This window comes from Dolichospermum sp. UHCC 0406 (assembly GCF_009712025.1).
Classification (GTDB): domain Bacteria; phylum Cyanobacteriota; class Cyanobacteriia; order Cyanobacteriales; family Nostocaceae; genus Dolichospermum; species Dolichospermum lemmermannii.
The window spans coordinates 113,933-129,992 of the sequence record NZ_VILA01000017.1; the positions used below are offsets into that span (position 1 = coordinate 113,933).

The following is a 16,060-nucleotide window of genomic DNA, read 5'->3' on the forward strand; positions in this document are numbered from 1 at the left end:
TGTGTTATGGCTTTAGCCTAACGCACCTTTTTTTTAATCCCTGTACATCATCTACATATATAATCATTTTGTATAAATACTGATTGTTGATTATGCTACAACGAGTAATTATCAAGGGCTTCAAGTCCATTAAGACAATGGATCTTGAGTTGCGTCCCTTAAACATATTGATTGGAGCTAATGGAGCAGGTAAAAGTAATCTCATTTCCTTTTTTAAGATGCTGAATGAGATGATGGCCGGGCGACTTCAACAATATATCGGCATATCCGGTTACGCTCAATCCTTATTGCACTTTGGACCTAAGATAACACCGCAAATCGAGGCACAACTAGAGTTCAAGATTGACAATGGGAGTTTGGATATTATCTATACCATGTGTCTAGGTCATGCGGCAGGTGATACTTTGATATTTGCTGAAGAAACAGCGACGCGAAACGGCTTACACCTACCTCAACCTTCAACCACTTACTCGTTAGGTGCAGGACATCAGGAAACAAAAATCAACAAAGCAGCACAAGAAGGTACGCCAACAATTGCCAACGCTATCAAACATTTGCTCAATGGCTGTTGTGTTTACCACTTTCACGATACGTCATCTACCGCGCGAGTTCGTCAATCCTGTTATATTGATGACAACCGCTCGCTGGTGTCTGATGCTGGAAATCTAGCCGCATTACTTCTGAGATTTCGTGAATATCATAATACAGCCTATCAGCGTATTATTAAAACTATCCGTTTGATTGCCCCATTTTTTGATGATTTTGTTCTTGAGCCTAGAGCGAATAATGTTATTCTCAACTGGCAGGGAAAAGACTCAGATCAAGTATTTGGTCCACACCAGTTTTCAGATGGTACGTTGCGTGCTATATGCCTTACCACGTTGCTTTTGCAGCCAGAAGATGAACTCCCAAAACTAATTGTTGTTGATGAACCGGAACTTGGTCTTCATCCCTACGCGCTCAATGTTGTAGCTGCGATGTTTGCTAAGGCTTCCTATCATACACAAATTCTCATCAGCACCCAATCTACTTCTTTTTTAGATAACTTTAATCCTGAAGATGTAATTACAGTAGATAGAGTGGGTAAAGAATCGCAATTTAAGCGGTTAAATTCTGAAGAATTAGAAGCTTGGTTAGAAGAATATAGTTTAGGAGAAATTTGGGAGAAAAATATCATTGGTGGAGGTCCACACTAATGGTAAGACTCTATTTATTTGCAGAAGGACAAACAGAACAAACATTTGCTTCTATTATCCTGCAACCATATCTGACTCAATATCAAGTATTTATGCACCACCCTAGACTTATTGCTCATGGAAGAAAAAAGGGTAAAACTAATCGTGGTGGTAGTGGTTATGGTGATTATCAGCCAATGAAGAATGATATTTTGCGATCGCTTGCGGAGGATAAAAATACAGATGTTTTCTTTACAACGATGATTGATCTGTATGCAATTCATCATAATTTTCCGGGATTAGATGAAGCTGAAATCATGCGCCAAAATCCCACAAAGCGAGTCGAGTTTTTGGAGAAAAGCTTTGCTGATGATATTAATGATCCTCGATTCATACCGTACATTCAATTGCATGAATATGAGGCATATCTTTTTTCTGATCCTACTTGTTTTGAGTCCTGTTATGATAATTGCTCAGATAGGGTTGCAATTCTCAAGACTATTGCTGATAAACATGAAACTCCTGAGTTAATTAATGATAGCAGGGCAACAGCCCCCAGTAAACGTATTATTGCTCAATTTCCTGATTATGAAAGAGCAAAATCTACTTATGGTCCGCTATTGGCTGAATCAATTGGATTAGAAGTAATTCGGAATAAATGCCCTCATTTTAATTCATGGCTATTACGACTCGAATTATTGGGTAAATAAGGCATTGATACCCCGAACATTAATGGGGGTACATTTTTCTGTTCACGAAATGCGATCGCAGAATAAATTCTAATACAATTCATTGAATTGTATGAAGGATAAAAGCAATGAATCAGGGTAAAGCGCAATGCTAAACCCCTATCTAGAGAATCACAGGATTAAGCCATTTTGAGGGCAATTAATCAATTAGCGCGAAGCAACTTGTGGATCTGCCCAAATGCTACCTTTTTCACCAAAAGTCACAGCCTGATCACCTTCTGCCGAGATATCTACAGTTCTGCCATCATTAGCTACTTGTAACAAAGGCCAATTTTCTTCACCTAATTCACCAGCACGGAATAATACATTATTAGGCTGCTTTTTACTCCAACCTAACAAAATAGCTATTTTTTCGTGATCATCTTGTGATTGTACCGGACTAACCACATTGAGATGATCCTGTTGACGATTCCAAATTACAGCCTGATCTGTAGCATCTGCTGTATTAAAAATAGCCACAAACTTACGGGCGAGAAAGCGATCGCCTTTTTCAGACCAGCTAACAGGCACTAATACCCCAATTTTACCATCATTATCCCCTTGTGCTGACAAAATTGCCTGTCTTTTTAACAGGGGATCAATCACCACACTGGTTGATGTCATCACCCGTAACCGCTTAGTTTGTCTATCCTCCACAAACAACACGCTATTAACTCGGCTATTGTGCATTTCCGGTTTTACTTCCATTTGCACCCGACTATAAATCGCATATTTGCCATCAGGAGAAATCACCGGAATACTCCGATAGTAGCGAACACCAGAACCACCTTTAGCACCAATCGCTTCCTGAGTAGCCAGAATCCATTGCCAAGGTATCGGATGGGGACTACCTATAGGGTCAGTCTGTGCCATTTCCGACTCATTTGGCCGTTCACTAACAGGTATTTCTCCATTTTTAGGAGTAACTGTTGATATTGCTAATTCTTGAGATTGAGAATTCCCACTGACTGGAGAATTTAAATCAGTTTCTTCTTTGGCATCTTTTAATTTTTGAATTAAATTAGCTTGATTAATAGATGTCTTGCTTTGAAGTTGTGCAACATTAACTGATGGTACAGTTTTGCTAACAACATCATCCCCCAGTTGAGAATTTTCTCTTTCTGCCCCTGAAATAACTATATCTTTTGGTAATGACTGTATTCCTTCACCAACAAGTATTTTTCCTGTGTGAGAGTTAACTTGAGCAAATTGTAAATTTAACTGCCTCGTAGCAGCACTTTCTGCCAATTTTATCTGAGATTTGCTATTTTTCGCCCTACTATTTGCTACTTCTGATTGTTTCGCTAAGGTAGCATGAATAGACATTCCCAGGAAGGGTGAAATTACTATAACAATGGCAATGTACTTGAGAAATGGTTTAACACGGAACCATCCTGACACCAAAAGGGGTTTAAGCATGATGAGACTCTCTAGGGGCAGTTGCTAAGTGCGGGCAGTATCTATACAGGAATGAAAAAAAGCTATGACTATATGTTTACCAACAAACCAAAAGCTTCGACAAGATAATTGATTCAAATGTTGTATTGCTTTACAAAAGTTTTAGTATCACCATTTACCCCCTCATAATCTTTACATAATATCCAAAATAACGGGATTAAAGTTAACAGTAAATTACATCTGTTAATAACTGCCGTTATTATTGTTAGCATCAGTAACATCCATATTCAATTTAAGTGGAACATAGATGAATTTTTAATTGACTAAAGCTAGTAGCCAAGATTTAGAGATGCTCTTGCTCTTGAAAACATTCTTAGCTAAAGCCAGTCTAAAATAAGATACCCTGTTTATAGCCGGACCAACAGCGCGGGCTTTACCCAACTAAAACCTATCTATTGCTGGCAACTTGAGATTAACCGCTGCACAATCAACAATAAACAAAAACATTAAATTCATACACCCAACCTACAAACTGAAGTTTAGACTCGTAAATGCTGCGATTAAGCAAATACAGTTTATTTTTAACTTGGGTAATTATTGAATAATTTTGATTTCGTAGAGAAATAACTGACTGCAAAACACAGATAGACACACAAAAATCATCAATAGTAGATGCAAATGGCGATAGTTCAACTAATTACCGAAAGTATTATAATGTATTGAGGCTGTTTTCGCTGAACCAATAGTAAACACTATACCATCAAACTGCGAAAATTCCTTGCCCTTAATCAAAAATTCTCAACATAATTCTATTAATATTCAGATGTCGCAGTTGTCAGTGATGAGGAACACACTTACCATTGATTAATGACTCATGACTCGTAATTAATAATTAATAAGTAATGAAAATAGTATTTTTTGGCACTCCTGACTTTGCAGTTCCCACTTTGGAAAAACTCTTAGAAAACAAGGATTTTCACGTGATGTCCGTAGTCACTCAACCGGATAAACGTCGAGAACGAGGGAATAAATTGACACCTTCACCAGTAAAAGTCTTTGCTACAGATCATCATATTCCAGTATGGCAACCGGAAAGAGTTAAAAAAGATGTTGAAACCTTAACACAACTCAAGCAGATAGAAGCAGATATATTTGTGGTTATTGCTTATGGGCAAATTTTGTCTAAGAAGATATTAGATATGCCTAAGCTAGGTTGTATTAACGTTCATGGTTCAATTTTACCTCAGTATCGAGGGGCTGCGCCAATTCAGTGGAGTATATATAACGGAGAAAAAGAAACGGGGATCACAACTATGCTCATGGATAGGGGCATGGATACAGGGGATATGCTTCTAAAAGCGACTATACCAATTCAATTACTAGATAATGCTCAGGTTTTAGCCGAAAAGTTGGCTATTACTGGTGCAGATTTACTCATAGAAACCCTATACAAACTAGAACGTCAAGAAGTTACACCGATTCCCCAAGATCATGCCGCAGCTACTTACGCATCTTTGATTCAGAAGCCAGATTATAACTTGGACTGGGGACAAAGTGCCATCCAATTACATAATCAAATTCGCGGATTTTATCCTAACTGTACAGCAACTTTTCGCAACCAAGCATTGAAAATTACTGCTACTGTCCCCCTATATCCTGCGTATATTCACGAGTTACCAGAGCCATTACTAGAAAAAGTTCATAAAATACCCAATTTGTCAACCATATCAGGACAGCCTGGAGAGGTAGTTAATATTACTAAAGGACTAGGAGCAATTGTCCAAACAGGGGTAGGTTTATTGCTATTGCGAGAAGTACAGCTAACGGGTAAACGTCCCCAGTCAGGATGGGATTTTGTCAATGGGACTCGGTTAACTGTCGGTGAGGTAATGGGTAATGGGTAATAGGTAATTAACAACGAACAACTAACAACTGACAACGAACAACGAACAACTGACAACGAACAACTGACAACTGTACGGGCGAAGCATTTAGAGAACTATTTTTGGCAATGACCGATAATTTATCTTCCAAATGCTTCGCCCCTACTGACAACGAACAACTGTACGGGCGAAGCATTTGGAGAACTATTTTTGGCAATGACCGATAATTTATCTTCCAAATGCTTCGCCCCTACTGACAACTGACAACTAACTTTCATAGAACCGGCAAGATTTACAAGGTCCTTCTGGATTAACTGCACAACGCATAATTTCTGAAAGAGCATTATAGTTACAGGTAGCATCACCTATAACCCAACGTCCTTCTACTAAACTTTTCTGTTCTGGTCTTTGGGCTTTTTGTACGTAAATAGCGATATTGTGTAAACTATAGCGTCCTCCTTTAAGCTGATATCTATGGCAACGCTCTAAAACTACGTAGGTTTTTTCGGCAAAATCAAGATAATTTCCCGGTTGGGGTGTCCAATCAAGTTGTAATTTACCAAGAGACTGACGCGGATGTGTCAAAATTACCTCTGTCGGTAAGGAATTTAGCTCCATGATCAGTTTATATTATGTGATTTATGTATAGAGTATAGTATCGCAGTATTTTGGCTTCGACAGTAACAGCATCAAAATGGCAATTTCTCTACTTTGATCTTGTTGGGGATTCGTTGTAATATAGGGTTAAGAATTATAAATATTTTTTGCTAACTAACAAGTTGCAGGAATGTTTATGATTGATGCCTTTTAATTTTTACATTCTATGAGTAATGATAAAGTAGCTGTGAATTGGCAACAATTAACCTCATCTTCTGTAGTTGCTGATACAACCTCCAATTTTTTCGCAGAAATTGTTCAAGAAACTTTTGCCTTAACTCGTCGTCTGTTTATTCAACTCCAACGCCGCCCTTCTAGCCTGATAGCCGGGATTATTCAGCCCGTCATGTGGTTAGTTTTATTTGGGGCATTATTCCAAAATGCACCCACAGGCTTATTTGGTAGTACGACAAATTACGGAAAATTTCTAGCAGCAGGTGTCATAGTCTTTACTGCTTTTGCTGGGGCTTTGAATGCTGGTTTACCTGTAATGTTCGATAGGGAATTTGGCTTTTTAAATCGGTTGCTAGTTGCACCTCTAGCCTCGCGCTTTTCAATTGTTTTTGCTTCTGCTATTTTTATTATTAGCCAAAGTTTACTACAAGCAGCGGTAATTGTGGCAGCAGCGGCATTTTTAGGGGCTGGCTTACCTGATTTTACAGGATTATGTGCGATCGCTCTCATTGTCTTTCTACTGGCTTTGGGTGTCACCGCTATTTCCTTGGGTTTAGCCTTTGCATTACCCGGACACATTGAACTTATCGCCGTAATTTTTGTCACTAACCTCCCATTATTATTTGCCAGCACAGCCTTAGCGCCTTTATCCTTTATGCCCGGTTGGTTACAGGTTATTGCTACCCTCAACCCTCTCAGTTATGCGATTGAACCGATTCGCTATTTATATCTACACAGCAGTTGGGGATTAAATGATATAGTAATGCACGCCTTTTGGGGTGATGTTACCTTTGGGGGAGCGTTGTTAGTGTTACTAGGTTTTGCATTAGTGGCTTTACTGAGTATTCAACCCCAACTACGCCGGAGTCTTGCTTAAAAATATATAAGGAGAAATTTCATGAAAAGACCATTTTTACCAGTTCACAAAATTATCGTTGCCACTATCGTCGGGATTAGCTTTGTTTCTATCCTAGGAGGAGAACCTACCTTAGCTGATACTAATCAACCCTTTGGTAGTTTGGAAAGCGATACCTTGGGTCAGCAAGGCTATCGCAGTAGTAATCCTTTATCTGGCAATGGCTCAGGTTTCGATATGATGAACATGATTCATCAAGCCAACTTTGGGACTATTCAATGGAATGCTGATGAACAAAATCAACAGCTAGACCTAGCCGCAGCCACATTTAAAGCTGCACAACAAAAACTTCTTCAGCCTCAACTAAAACAAAATCCAGGATCTTCTGCAATTATCCCTGGACAAAATCTACTTCCCTTACAGATTTTACCATCATCAGGTAAATAACACTTAAATGGGAAATAATGGGCGCAAGTCCTGCGCCCCTATGGAGTTATACTAAACACGGGTGAGATTTAAACTTTTGCCAAATGACAAAGAACCCAGATGTGTAGGGGTTTACCACTGCTAAACCCCTAGGTTTAGAATCAAACAGTCAAGCCGTTTTGAGTATACTTAATGATCAAAGTCCCAGTTTTGCTAAAACATCACTAGCTTGAGTAGTAGTGTTAACAGCAGCATCAACATCAATGATTTTGCCATTACCATCAATGATGTAGGTAACACGCTTGGCGTAACCACCACCATCAACATCATAAGCTGTAATGATGCTTTTCTGGGTATCAGCTAATAAAGGGAAATTCAGATTATATTTATTGGTGAATGCTTGATGAGAAACTTCATCATCAGCACTTACTCCCAAGACAACTACATCTTTGTCTTTGTATTCAGCTTGAGAATCACGGAAACTACAAGCTTGTTTGGTGCAGCCTGGTGTGTCATCTTTGGGGTAAAAGTAGAGAACTACTGTTTTACCAGCAAAATCAGATAATGAAATTGTATTGCCGTTAGTGTCTTTGGCGGTAAATGCAGGTGCGTCTGTACCAACTGATAGAGGCATAATTCACCTTGTCCTGTTTAAAAATCTTTATGCAATCAAGATTTTACAATAATTTACAATATTTAAATAACTTGCTTACGGAATATTCTGCCAAAGAGGTATTTATTTTCAAAGCATTGACAAAAAGCACAACTTAGAGTAATGAAAAATGTCTACTGTGGATTCCCCAAACCTTAAACCCTTAGTTTATACTAGTGAAGCCCTAGAAAGAGCCGAGCGATCGCTAATCTGTTCGCCCTTCAACCTCAATTTGTTTATAGCCATGACTAGCCAAAGTATCCAACTAGGTGCTATAGCAATGGAGAAAGGAAATCAGCAAAGTTACACCAAGCAACCCTTATCAGAATTGACCTGTGAAAACGCTTTAGCCTGGTTAATTGATGTAGGAGTATTGCGGCGAGAAGTTGATGGACAGGGCATTACAGACAGTTTTCGCCTAACTCCCTTGGGTCATCAATTGATTGTCAAGTTAAAAGATCAGAAATTGCGTCATCCTTCCCTGAGCGATCGCTACAATGATTTTATGACTCGTTGGTTACGTTTACCCTTTTGACAGTTTGACCTCGTTCCTAGCCTCCGGCTAGGAATGCCAATGCTGAGGCTCTGCCTCATGTCACTAGCGGCAGAGCCGCCATCTACATTCCCAGTCTGAGACTGGGAACGAGATAACGAGATATGCAAGTTTAAAAAAATAACAGCTTATTTACAGATGCACTACTTAATATCAACATACTAAAATATAATTAAAAATGAAAGCAATCATGGTAGTGGGAACAACATCCCACGCAGGGAAATCACTGATAACCACAGCTATTTGTCGGATTCTTTCCCGGCGCGGGTTGCGAGTATCCCCCTTTAAAGGTCAAAATATGGCTTTAAACGCCTATGTTACCGCCAGTGGTGGCGAAATAGGCTATGCTCAAGCAGTGCAAGCTTGGGCAGCGGGAGTAGTACCCTTGGTAGAAATGAATCCAATTTTACTTAAACCCCAGGGGGATATGACATCCCAAATCATTCTTAAAGGTAAAGCCATCGGGAAAGTTAGTGCCACAGATTACTACGAACAATATTTTGAACTCGGTTGGCAGACCATCAAAGAATGTTTACAATACCTATCTACAGAATTTGAAGCCCTAGTTTGTGAAGGTGCTGGTAGTCCCGCCGAAATTAATCTCAAACACCGGGATTTAACTAATATGCGGGTTGCTAAACATTTAAATGCACCTACTTTATTAGTAGTTGATATTGATAGAGGTGGAGCATTTGCTCATGTCGTCGGCACATTAGAACTATTAGATCCAGACGAACGCGCCTTAATTAAAGGAGTCGTCATTAACAAATTTCGAGGACAGCGCTCAATTCTCGAACCCGGAATTAAATGGTTAGAAGAACGGACAGGTATACCTGTGGTTGGTGTTATTCCCTATTTAGAACAAGTTTTCCCAGCGGAAGACTCCCTAGATTTACTAGAACGCAAACCAGCAAAAGCTAACTCTGAACTAAACATTGCGGTGATTCGTTTACCAAGAATTGCCAATTTCACCGATTTTGATCCCTTGGAATCAGAACCATCAGTAACGGTAAAATACTTGCATCCTAAGCAAGAGTTAGGACATCCAGATGCAGTAATTATCCCAGGAACAAAAACCACAATTGCTGATTTAATAGCTTTGCAAAAAAGCGGCATGGCAGAAGCAATTCAAAACTATGCAGCTTCTGGTGGCACGGTTTTAGGCATTTGTGGCGGTTTCCAAATGTTGGGGCAGTCTATAGCTGATCCAGAAGGAATGGAAGGACAATCTGGTAAATATCCAGGGTTAAATTTATTACCTATAAAGACAGTAATTACAGGACAAAAAGTCGCCCGTCAGCGTCAAGTTACTTCCAATTATCCCCAAGCGGGTTTACCTGTGACTGGGTTTGAAATTCACCAAGGGCGCTCGCGCATAGAAAACCCAGCAGATCAAAAATCCTGTCAACCCTTATTTGATGATGCTAATTTAGGGTTAGTAGATAGTTGTCAATCGGTTTGGGGAACTTATCTACATGGAATTTTTGATAATGGACCTTGGCGACGGGCTTGGGTAAATCGTCTCCGGCAACAACGGGGTTTGAAATCTTTACCCACAGGTGTGGCTAACTACAAAGAACAGCGAGAACAGATGTTAGATTCTTTAGCTACTCAAATTGAAGAACATTTAGATTTAATACCGTTTATATAGATTAAAATGCTTGTTAGTTCATCTGATTTGAGTTGAATCAATAGAAAGTTCAATAACCCCCATTTTATTGTTATAAATGGGGATTTAATTTTTGATTCGTACTTAATTTTGGCAAGGGAGGATTTAAATTTTTAATTGCATATATGTCACATACGTGAACCTAAATATGTGTCGTAAAAAGATTATTTATAACTTAAAGATCACGGTTGTGTTTACAAATAACACATCCTACCATCATATACATATTTAACCTGTTTGGATAATAATTTGTAAAGGTTTACCACTGCTCAACAGTGTCCAGTACCTCCAATCCAGGGAATTAATTCCCTGTCTAAAAGCTCAAGTCGGTTTTAACCGACTATTTTAGCGGTATTTGTTTAAGAAATAGGATAATTTTTGATTTCGATGTCATCAGAGTACGTTTTAACGTACTTTAGCTATTAGCCTGGAACTTCAGTTCCAGGGCGGGTATGAAAGCTTAGTTACCAAGTGAAAAGGAAAAAAATATGTTAAAAAACTCTTTTCTCCGTCAAACCGCGACAACTATTGTTTTTATTGATGCCTCCGTTTCCGACTATCACACCCTACAAACAGGAATTGTAGAGGGCGTAAAATCAGTTATTATTTCCCCAAATCAAGACGGGATTGAGCAAATTAGCCAAATTTTACAACAACATCCCCACATCACCACCATTCATATCCTTTCCCACGGTTCACCGGGATGCTTGTATTTAGGCAATAGTCAATTAAACTTAACCAATATTCACAATTACACCCAACAGTTACAACAGTGGCAACGTCAGAATATTTTACTATATGGCTGTAACGTCGCTGCGGGGGATGCTGGGGAAGAATTTATTAGAAAGTTATATGAGATTACCAACGCAACCATTAGCGCGTCAGCCACAAAAACAGGAAATGCAGCTTTAGGGGGAAATTGGGAGTTAGAGGTTAATATTCCCGCTACAGAGACGTTCCATGGAACGTCTCTACATTTGTCAGATATTATTGCACACACCCTCAACAGCTACCAGGGAGTATTTGCACCCACATTAGTGGGCAATTATGATACATCTGGCGAGGCTAGAGGTGTGCAAGTAGTCGGTAACTATGCTTACGTAGCTGATAGAGATTCAGGACTACAAATCATTGATATTAGCAACCCCACAACCCCCACCCTCAAGGGCAATTATAATACATCTGGCGCAGCTGAAGATGTGCAAGTAGTGGGTAACTACGCCTACGTAGCTGATTATGAATCAGGACTACAAATCATAGACATCAGCAACCCCACTACCCCCACCCTCAAAGGCAATTATAATACATCAAGCTATGCTTATGGTGTGCAAGTAGTCGGTAACTATGCTTATGTTGCTGATTCTATTTCAGGACTACAAATCATAGACATCAGCAACCCCACAACCCCCACCCTCAAGGGCAATTATGATACTTCTGGCAATACTCTTGATGTGCAAGTAGTCGGTAACTACGCTTATGTGGCTGATGATAATGGTGGCTTAAAGATTATTGACGTGAGTGAATTTATTAACCTATACACCGCAATTGAATCAGCAGGTAATACCAAATTAGTCAAAGATTCAACAAACAAATACTTTACCCAAATCGGAACAAACACCCCAATCGCTATCAAAAATGGTGGACAACAAATCTACCAAGATATCTACGGTTCAGGATGGCAAACTATAGCCGCAGAAACCGTTAATGGAGATAACCAAGTTCTCTGGAAAAACGTTTCTGGAAACTATCTGCATATTTGGCATTTAGATAATAACTGGAATTGGGTTTCTTCTGAAGGAAATTGGGGATTAAATTCTGCTGATGCTTTCACCCAAGAAACTAAATTTGGTATAGATGCTAATGGTGATGGTGTCATTGGCAATCCTTACACTGCAATTGAAGCAGTAGGTAATACCAAATTAGTCAAAGATTCAACATACAAATACTTTACCCAAATCGGAACAAATACCCCAATTGCCATTAAAAACGGTGGACAACAAATCTACCAAGATATCTACGCAGGATGGCAAACTATAGCCGCAGAAACCGTTAATGGAGATAATCAAGTTCTTTGGAAAAACGTTTCTGGAAACTATCTGCATATTTGGCATTTAGATAATAACTGGAATTGGGTTTCTTCTGAAGGAAATTGGGGATTGAATTCGGCGGAAGCTTTAACTCAAGAAACTAACTTTGGTATAGATGCTAATGGTGATGGTGTCATTGGCAATCCTTACACTGCAATTGAAGCAGTAGGTAATACCAAATTAGTCAAAGATTCAACATACAAATATTTTACCCAAATCGGAACAAATACCCCAATTGCCATTAAAAACGGTGGACAACAAATCTACCAAAATATCTACGCAGGATGGCAAACTATAGCCGCAGAAACCGTTAATGGAGATAATCAAGTTCTTTGGAAAAACGTTTCTGGAAACTATCTGCATATTTGGCATTTAGATAATAACTGGAATTGGGTTTCTTCTGAAGGAAATTGGGGATTAAATTCTGCTGATGCTTTCACCCAAGAAACTAACTTTGGTATAGATGCTAATGGTGATGGTGTCATTGGCAATCCTTACACTGCAATTGAATCAGCAGGTAATACCAAATTAGTCAAAGATTCAACATACAAATATTTTACCCAAACCGGAACAAATACCCCAATTGCCATTAAAAACGGTGGACAACAAATCTACCAAAATATCTACGCAGGATGGCAAACTATAGCCGCAGAAACCGTTAATGGAGATAATCAAGTTCTTTGGAAAAACGTTTCTGTAAACTATCTGCATATTTGGCATTTAGATAATAACTGGAATTGGGTTTCTTCTGAAGGAAATTGGGGATTGAATTCGGCGGAAGCTTTAACTCAAGAAACTGTTTTTGGTATAGATGCTAATGGTGATGGTAAAATCGGTAGTCCTTCTAGTCTAACTCTGACAGGCACTAGTGGTAACCATATCCTCATCGGTGGTGCAAATAGTGATACCTTCAATGGTGGTTTAGGTAACGATACCCTGTATTTAGGTTTAAATGATAATGCTGTGGATAATGTTAACTATGCTTCTGGTGATGGTACAGACACAGTTTATCAATTTGTGCGTGGTGACGGTGGCGATAAACTGAATTTTACAGGTATTGCCAATCTTGATGTGGTTACATTGGGTGCAAATACAGAAGTCCGAATTGGTGATGGTATTGCTGCTAATACTGGTTTTGGCACAGGACAGTTATTGATTACTTTATCAAGTACAACTGGTTTGAATAACGCTGATGTGAATGTTAATTTGTTTGGTAGTAACTTCCTATTTAACTAGTTGGTAATTTATCTACCTAGTACATCACGGCGTAAATAAAGCAACCATATTCAATCGCCAAAAAGCCTACTGTATATTAGTTTTGACTTTTGACTTTTGACTTCCGCCCTGCGGTACTAGTGGTCTGTCAAGCTAAAAATTGTGAAATTGAGGGAAATTAGAGAGGCTATTAACTCTAAACCTCATCCATACAGCACTTTCCGGTGTTATGAGGTACATATCCAGCGGGCAAGATGCCCGCACTACAAGAGTTTCATAATTCAAGTTTGTACCTCATTAGAGCGAAATATGCTGTAAATAGAAAATTGACAGACCACTAGTCGGTTTTAACCGACTTTAGCTATAAGACAGGGAATTTATTCCCTGGCTTCCTGGCTTACTCCCCATAAACATAATCACCCCATCATGTTTCGCCAAAAAGCGCAAAAACGCCAACCCAAAAAAGAGATTTATGGTATTGACAAACAATTTTAAAAATGTTATCATGAGGTTGATAAGGAAGAACTATCTTGCGATAATAATAAATAAAACGACAAGATCCCCGACTTCTTCAAGAAGTCGGGGATCTGATTGATGCAAAATCAACCCTTACAGCATAGGTGCAAACTGAGATTTATCAGGTACTTCCGCGTACTCAGCCACAATTTGCCTAAGTTCGTCACCATTAATGGTTTCTTTTTCAATCAACAAATCAACCAAACGATCTGCGAGACTGCGATGATCACGCATGATATTCTTAGCGTTGCTATAGCATTCTTCCACAATCATTCTCACTTGGGCATCAATGCGACAAGCGATCGCTTCGGAATACTCGGAACGGGTTGTCCAGTCACGACCGAGGAACACTTCACCCTGCTGGCTTTCCAGAGATAAAGGACCTAAATCAGACATTCCGAACCGTGTTACCATTTGTCGTGCCATTCCTGACAACTGCTGTAAATCTCCACCAGCGCCAGTTGTAACTTCTGCACGGCCAAAAATTACCTCTTCAGCAGCCCGACCACCTAAAGCCCCTGTAATTCTAGCCTTTAGCTGAGAACGGCTAATTAAACCTTGTTCTTCATTAGGCATAAACCAAGTTAAACCCTGGGCTTGTCCTCTGGGAATCAGAGTCACTTTTTGTACCGGGTCATGGTCTTTGAGTAAAGTCCCGACCAAAGCATGGCCGATTTCATGGTAAGCAATCAACCGCTTACTCTTGCTATCCACCAGGGGAGTACCTTCCATACCAGCAACTACCCGATCAACAGCATCATCAATTTCTAGTAAAGTGATGCCTTCCTTGCGTCTTCTCGCTGTGAGAATCGCGGCTTCATTGAGGAGGTTAGCTAAATCTGCACCGGTAAATCCAGGAGTCCGGCGAGCGATCGCTTCCAAAGATACGCTAGGATCTAATTTCTTATTTCTAGCATGAACTTGTAATACTTCCAAACGGCCTTTAATATCCGGTGCATCTACAGTTACTTGTCTATCAAAACGACCAGGACGTAATAAAGCGGCATCTAGGACATCAGGACGGTTAGTAGCAGCAATAATAATAATGCCAGTATTGCCTTCAAACCCATCCATTTCTGTTAATAATTGGTTGAGGGTTTGTTCCCGTTCATCATTCCCACCACCAATACCCGCACCCCGTTGACGACCCACCGCGTCAATTTCATCAATAAAGATAATACAAGGAGCGTTATCTTTCGCTTTCTTAAACAAGTCACGGACACGGGAAGCACCCACACCCACAAACATTTCCACAAATTCCGAACCGGAGATAGAGAAGAAAGGTACACCAGCTTCACCCGCAATGGCTTTTGCCAGTAAAGTTTTACCAGTTCCTGGAGGTCCAACCAATAGTACACCCTTGGGAATGCGAGCGCCCACAGCAGTAAATTTCTCAGGTTGTTTGAGGAAAGTAACAACTTCTTGTAATTCTTCCTTAGCTTCTTCAATTCCCGCTACATCGTCAAACTTCACCCCTGTTTTCGCTTCCATTTGGAAACGAGCGCGGGACTTGCCGAAATTCATCGCTTGTCCAGGACCACCGGGAAGATTATTAGAGCGCCGGAACAAAAAGAACAAGCCAGTAATCAATAAAACTGGGAAAATTAAATTACCCAAAAGTCCCCAGATTGCCCCATCATTGCGGATGGGATGGGCATCAAAACTGACTTGCTTTTCTTTGAGCTTTTGAATTAATTCAGGAGCATTCACGGGCAAATCTACCCGCCAGCGTTGGGTGCGATTTTCGATGTCTTGGTCATTAGCTTCGATAATTGCGGTTCTACCACCATCGTATAAATCCACATTGGTAACGCGGTCTGCATCCAAGTATTCCAAAAAGCGCCCATAGGTCATACGGGTATTGGCGGCATTTTTGCCTGTGTCCGCAGGAGCGCCTGCAAAAGCCCCTTGCCAGAAGAAAAAGCCGATTACCAAAGCCAGCACTGACCAAAGTGCTACGACTCTCCAGGAGAATTTCATCTTTAATTTGCCTTTAGATACTAATATGACTGCTTTTGTAACGGATGTTTATAAATCCATTTTGTAATTTGAGCCATAAAACGTCGGTTTG

At 39.8% G+C, this 16,060-nt stretch carries 14 protein-coding genes; 8 read left to right on the plus strand and 6 right to left on the minus strand.

Translation table 11 applies throughout. The features are described from left to right. The first annotated feature begins 92 nt into the window (after window positions 1-92). Both FJR09_RS16665 and FJR09_RS16670 read left to right on the plus strand, forming a co-directional pair. Window positions 93-1,196, plus strand: a complete 1,104-nt coding sequence (locus FJR09_RS16665) for an AAA family ATPase (protein WP_015078418.1) — start codon at window positions 93-95, stop codon at window positions 1,194-1,196. Further along, window positions 1,196-1,885, plus strand: a complete 690-nt coding sequence (locus FJR09_RS16670) for a DUF4276 family protein (RefSeq protein WP_015078419.1) — start codon at window positions 1,196-1,198, stop codon at window positions 1,883-1,885. Before FJR09_RS16665 ends, FJR09_RS16670 begins: the two co-directional genes overlap by 1 nt. Window positions 1,886-2,071: 186 nt before the next feature. Here FJR09_RS16670 and FJR09_RS16675 read toward each other — a convergent pair whose 3' ends face one another. Beyond that, window positions 2,072-3,322 (minus strand): hypothetical protein, encoded by a 1,251-nt coding sequence (locus tag FJR09_RS16675; RefSeq protein WP_015078420.1) that lies wholly within the window; start codon window positions 3,320-3,322, stop codon window positions 2,072-2,074. Between the two features lie 881 nt (window positions 3,323-4,203). On the opposite strand from FJR09_RS16675, the gene fmt reads away from it, so the two are divergent. Further along, entirely contained in the window at window positions 4,204-5,205 is a 1,002-nt protein-coding gene (fmt, locus tag FJR09_RS16680) for a methionyl-tRNA formyltransferase (protein ID WP_168653560.1), read from the plus strand. A gap of 7 nt (window positions 5,206-5,212) precedes the next feature. Here the strand turns inward: fmt and FJR09_RS16685 are convergent, their stop codons facing one another. The 3 genes from FJR09_RS16685 to FJR09_RS16695 are packed head-to-tail and all read right to left on the minus strand — an operon-like array spanning window position 5,213 to window position 5,802. After that, window positions 5,213-5,380 (minus strand): hypothetical protein, encoded by a 168-nt coding sequence (locus FJR09_RS16685; protein WP_168654133.1) that lies wholly within the window; start codon window positions 5,378-5,380, stop codon window positions 5,213-5,215. Continuing rightward, entirely contained in the window at window positions 5,325-5,462 is a 138-nt protein-coding gene (locus tag FJR09_RS16690; RefSeq protein ID WP_168654134.1) for a hypothetical protein, read from the minus strand. Before FJR09_RS16690 ends, FJR09_RS16685 begins: the two co-directional genes overlap by 56 nt. Further along, window positions 5,452-5,802 (minus strand): DUF6464 family protein, encoded by a 351-nt coding sequence (locus FJR09_RS16695; protein WP_015078422.1) that lies wholly within the window; start codon window positions 5,800-5,802, stop codon window positions 5,452-5,454. The genes FJR09_RS16690 and FJR09_RS16695 overlap by 11 nt, the downstream gene beginning before the upstream one ends. Window positions 5,803-6,007: 205 nt before the next feature. On the opposite strand from FJR09_RS16695, the gene FJR09_RS16700 reads away from it, so the two are divergent. Together FJR09_RS16700 and FJR09_RS16705 are read left to right on the plus strand one after the other, a co-directional pair. Next, window positions 6,008-6,892, plus strand: a complete 885-nt coding sequence (locus FJR09_RS16700; protein WP_168653558.1) for an ABC transporter permease — start codon at window positions 6,008-6,010, stop codon at window positions 6,890-6,892. A 21-nt stretch (window positions 6,893-6,913) separates the two neighbouring features. After that, window positions 6,914-7,318 (plus strand): hypothetical protein, encoded by a 405-nt coding sequence (locus tag FJR09_RS16705; protein WP_168653557.1) that lies wholly within the window; start codon window positions 6,914-6,916, stop codon window positions 7,316-7,318. Between the two features lie 175 nt (window positions 7,319-7,493). Here FJR09_RS16705 and FJR09_RS16710 read toward each other — a convergent pair whose 3' ends face one another. Beyond that, window positions 7,494-7,931, minus strand: coding sequence for a peroxiredoxin (locus tag FJR09_RS16710; RefSeq protein WP_015078425.1), 438 nt, complete (start codon window positions 7,929-7,931; stop codon window positions 7,494-7,496). A 148-nt stretch (window positions 7,932-8,079) separates the two neighbouring features. On the opposite strand from FJR09_RS16710, the gene FJR09_RS16715 reads away from it, so the two are divergent. The 3 genes from FJR09_RS16715 to FJR09_RS16725 all read left to right on the plus strand — a co-directional run bounded on the left by FJR09_RS16715 (window position 8,080) and on the right by FJR09_RS16725 (window position 13,494). Continuing rightward, window positions 8,080-8,484, plus strand: coding sequence for an Npun_F0494 family protein (locus tag FJR09_RS16715; protein ID WP_015078426.1), 405 nt, complete (start codon window positions 8,080-8,082; stop codon window positions 8,482-8,484). Between the two features lie 196 nt (window positions 8,485-8,680). Continuing rightward, complete coding sequence (gene cobQ / locus FJR09_RS16720) at window positions 8,681-10,153, plus strand: cobyric acid synthase CobQ (RefSeq protein WP_015078427.1); 1,473 nt, start codon at window positions 8,681-8,683, stop codon at window positions 10,151-10,153. Between the two features lie 506 nt (window positions 10,154-10,659). Next, window positions 10,660-13,494: a DUF4347 domain-containing protein gene (locus FJR09_RS16725; RefSeq protein ID WP_168654135.1), complete on the plus strand. Its 2,835-nt coding sequence runs from the start codon at window positions 10,660-10,662 to the stop codon at window positions 13,492-13,494. Between the two features lie 588 nt (window positions 13,495-14,082). Here the strand turns inward: FJR09_RS16725 and ftsH2 are convergent. Beyond that, complete coding sequence (gene ftsH2 / locus FJR09_RS16730) at window positions 14,083-15,969, minus strand: ATP-dependent zinc metalloprotease FtsH2 (protein WP_041457570.1); 1,887 nt, start codon at window positions 15,967-15,969, stop codon at window positions 14,083-14,085. Window positions 15,970-16,060: the final 91 nt, after the last annotated feature.

Bases quoted from the DNA above. Each gene is read 5' to 3' on its own strand.
- FJR09_RS16715 (WP_015078426.1), top strand. From the start codon at position 8,080: ATGTCTACTGTGGATTCCCCAAACCTTAAACCCTTAGTTTATACTAGT.
- ftsH2 (WP_041457570.1), bottom strand. From the start codon at position 15,969: ATGAAATTCTCCTGGAGAGTCGTAGCACTTTGGTCAGTGCTGGCTTTG.
- fmt (WP_168653560.1), top strand. From the start codon at position 4,204: ATGAAAATAGTATTTTTTGGCACTCCTGACTTTGCAGTTCCCACTTTG.
- FJR09_RS16670 (WP_015078419.1), top strand. From the start codon at position 1,196: ATGGTAAGACTCTATTTATTTGCAGAAGGACAAACAGAACAAACATTT.
- FJR09_RS16675 (WP_015078420.1), bottom strand. From the start codon at position 3,322: ATGCTTAAACCCCTTTTGGTGTCAGGATGGTTCCGTGTTAAACCATTT.
- FJR09_RS16700 (WP_168653558.1), top strand. From the start codon at position 6,008: ATGAGTAATGATAAAGTAGCTGTGAATTGGCAACAATTAACCTCATCT.
- FJR09_RS16695 (WP_015078422.1), bottom strand. From the start codon at position 5,802: ATGGAGCTAAATTCCTTACCGACAGAGGTAATTTTGACACATCCGCGT.
- FJR09_RS16705 (WP_168653557.1), top strand. From the start codon at position 6,914: ATGAAAAGACCATTTTTACCAGTTCACAAAATTATCGTTGCCACTATC.
- FJR09_RS16690 (WP_168654134.1), bottom strand. From the start codon at position 5,462: ATGAAAGTTAGTTGTCAGTTGTCAGTAGGGGCGAAGCATTTGGAAGAT.
- cobQ (WP_015078427.1), top strand. From the start codon at position 8,681: ATGAAAGCAATCATGGTAGTGGGAACAACATCCCACGCAGGGAAATCA.
- FJR09_RS16685 (WP_168654133.1), bottom strand. From the start codon at position 5,380: ATGCTTCGCCCGTACAGTTGTTCGTTGTCAGTAGGGGCGAAGCATTTG.
- FJR09_RS16725 (WP_168654135.1), top strand. From the start codon at position 10,660: ATGTTAAAAAACTCTTTTCTCCGTCAAACCGCGACAACTATTGTTTTT.
- FJR09_RS16710 (WP_015078425.1), bottom strand. From the start codon at position 7,931: ATGCCTCTATCAGTTGGTACAGACGCACCTGCATTTACCGCCAAAGAC.
- FJR09_RS16665 (WP_015078418.1), top strand. From the start codon at position 93: ATGCTACAACGAGTAATTATCAAGGGCTTCAAGTCCATTAAGACAATG.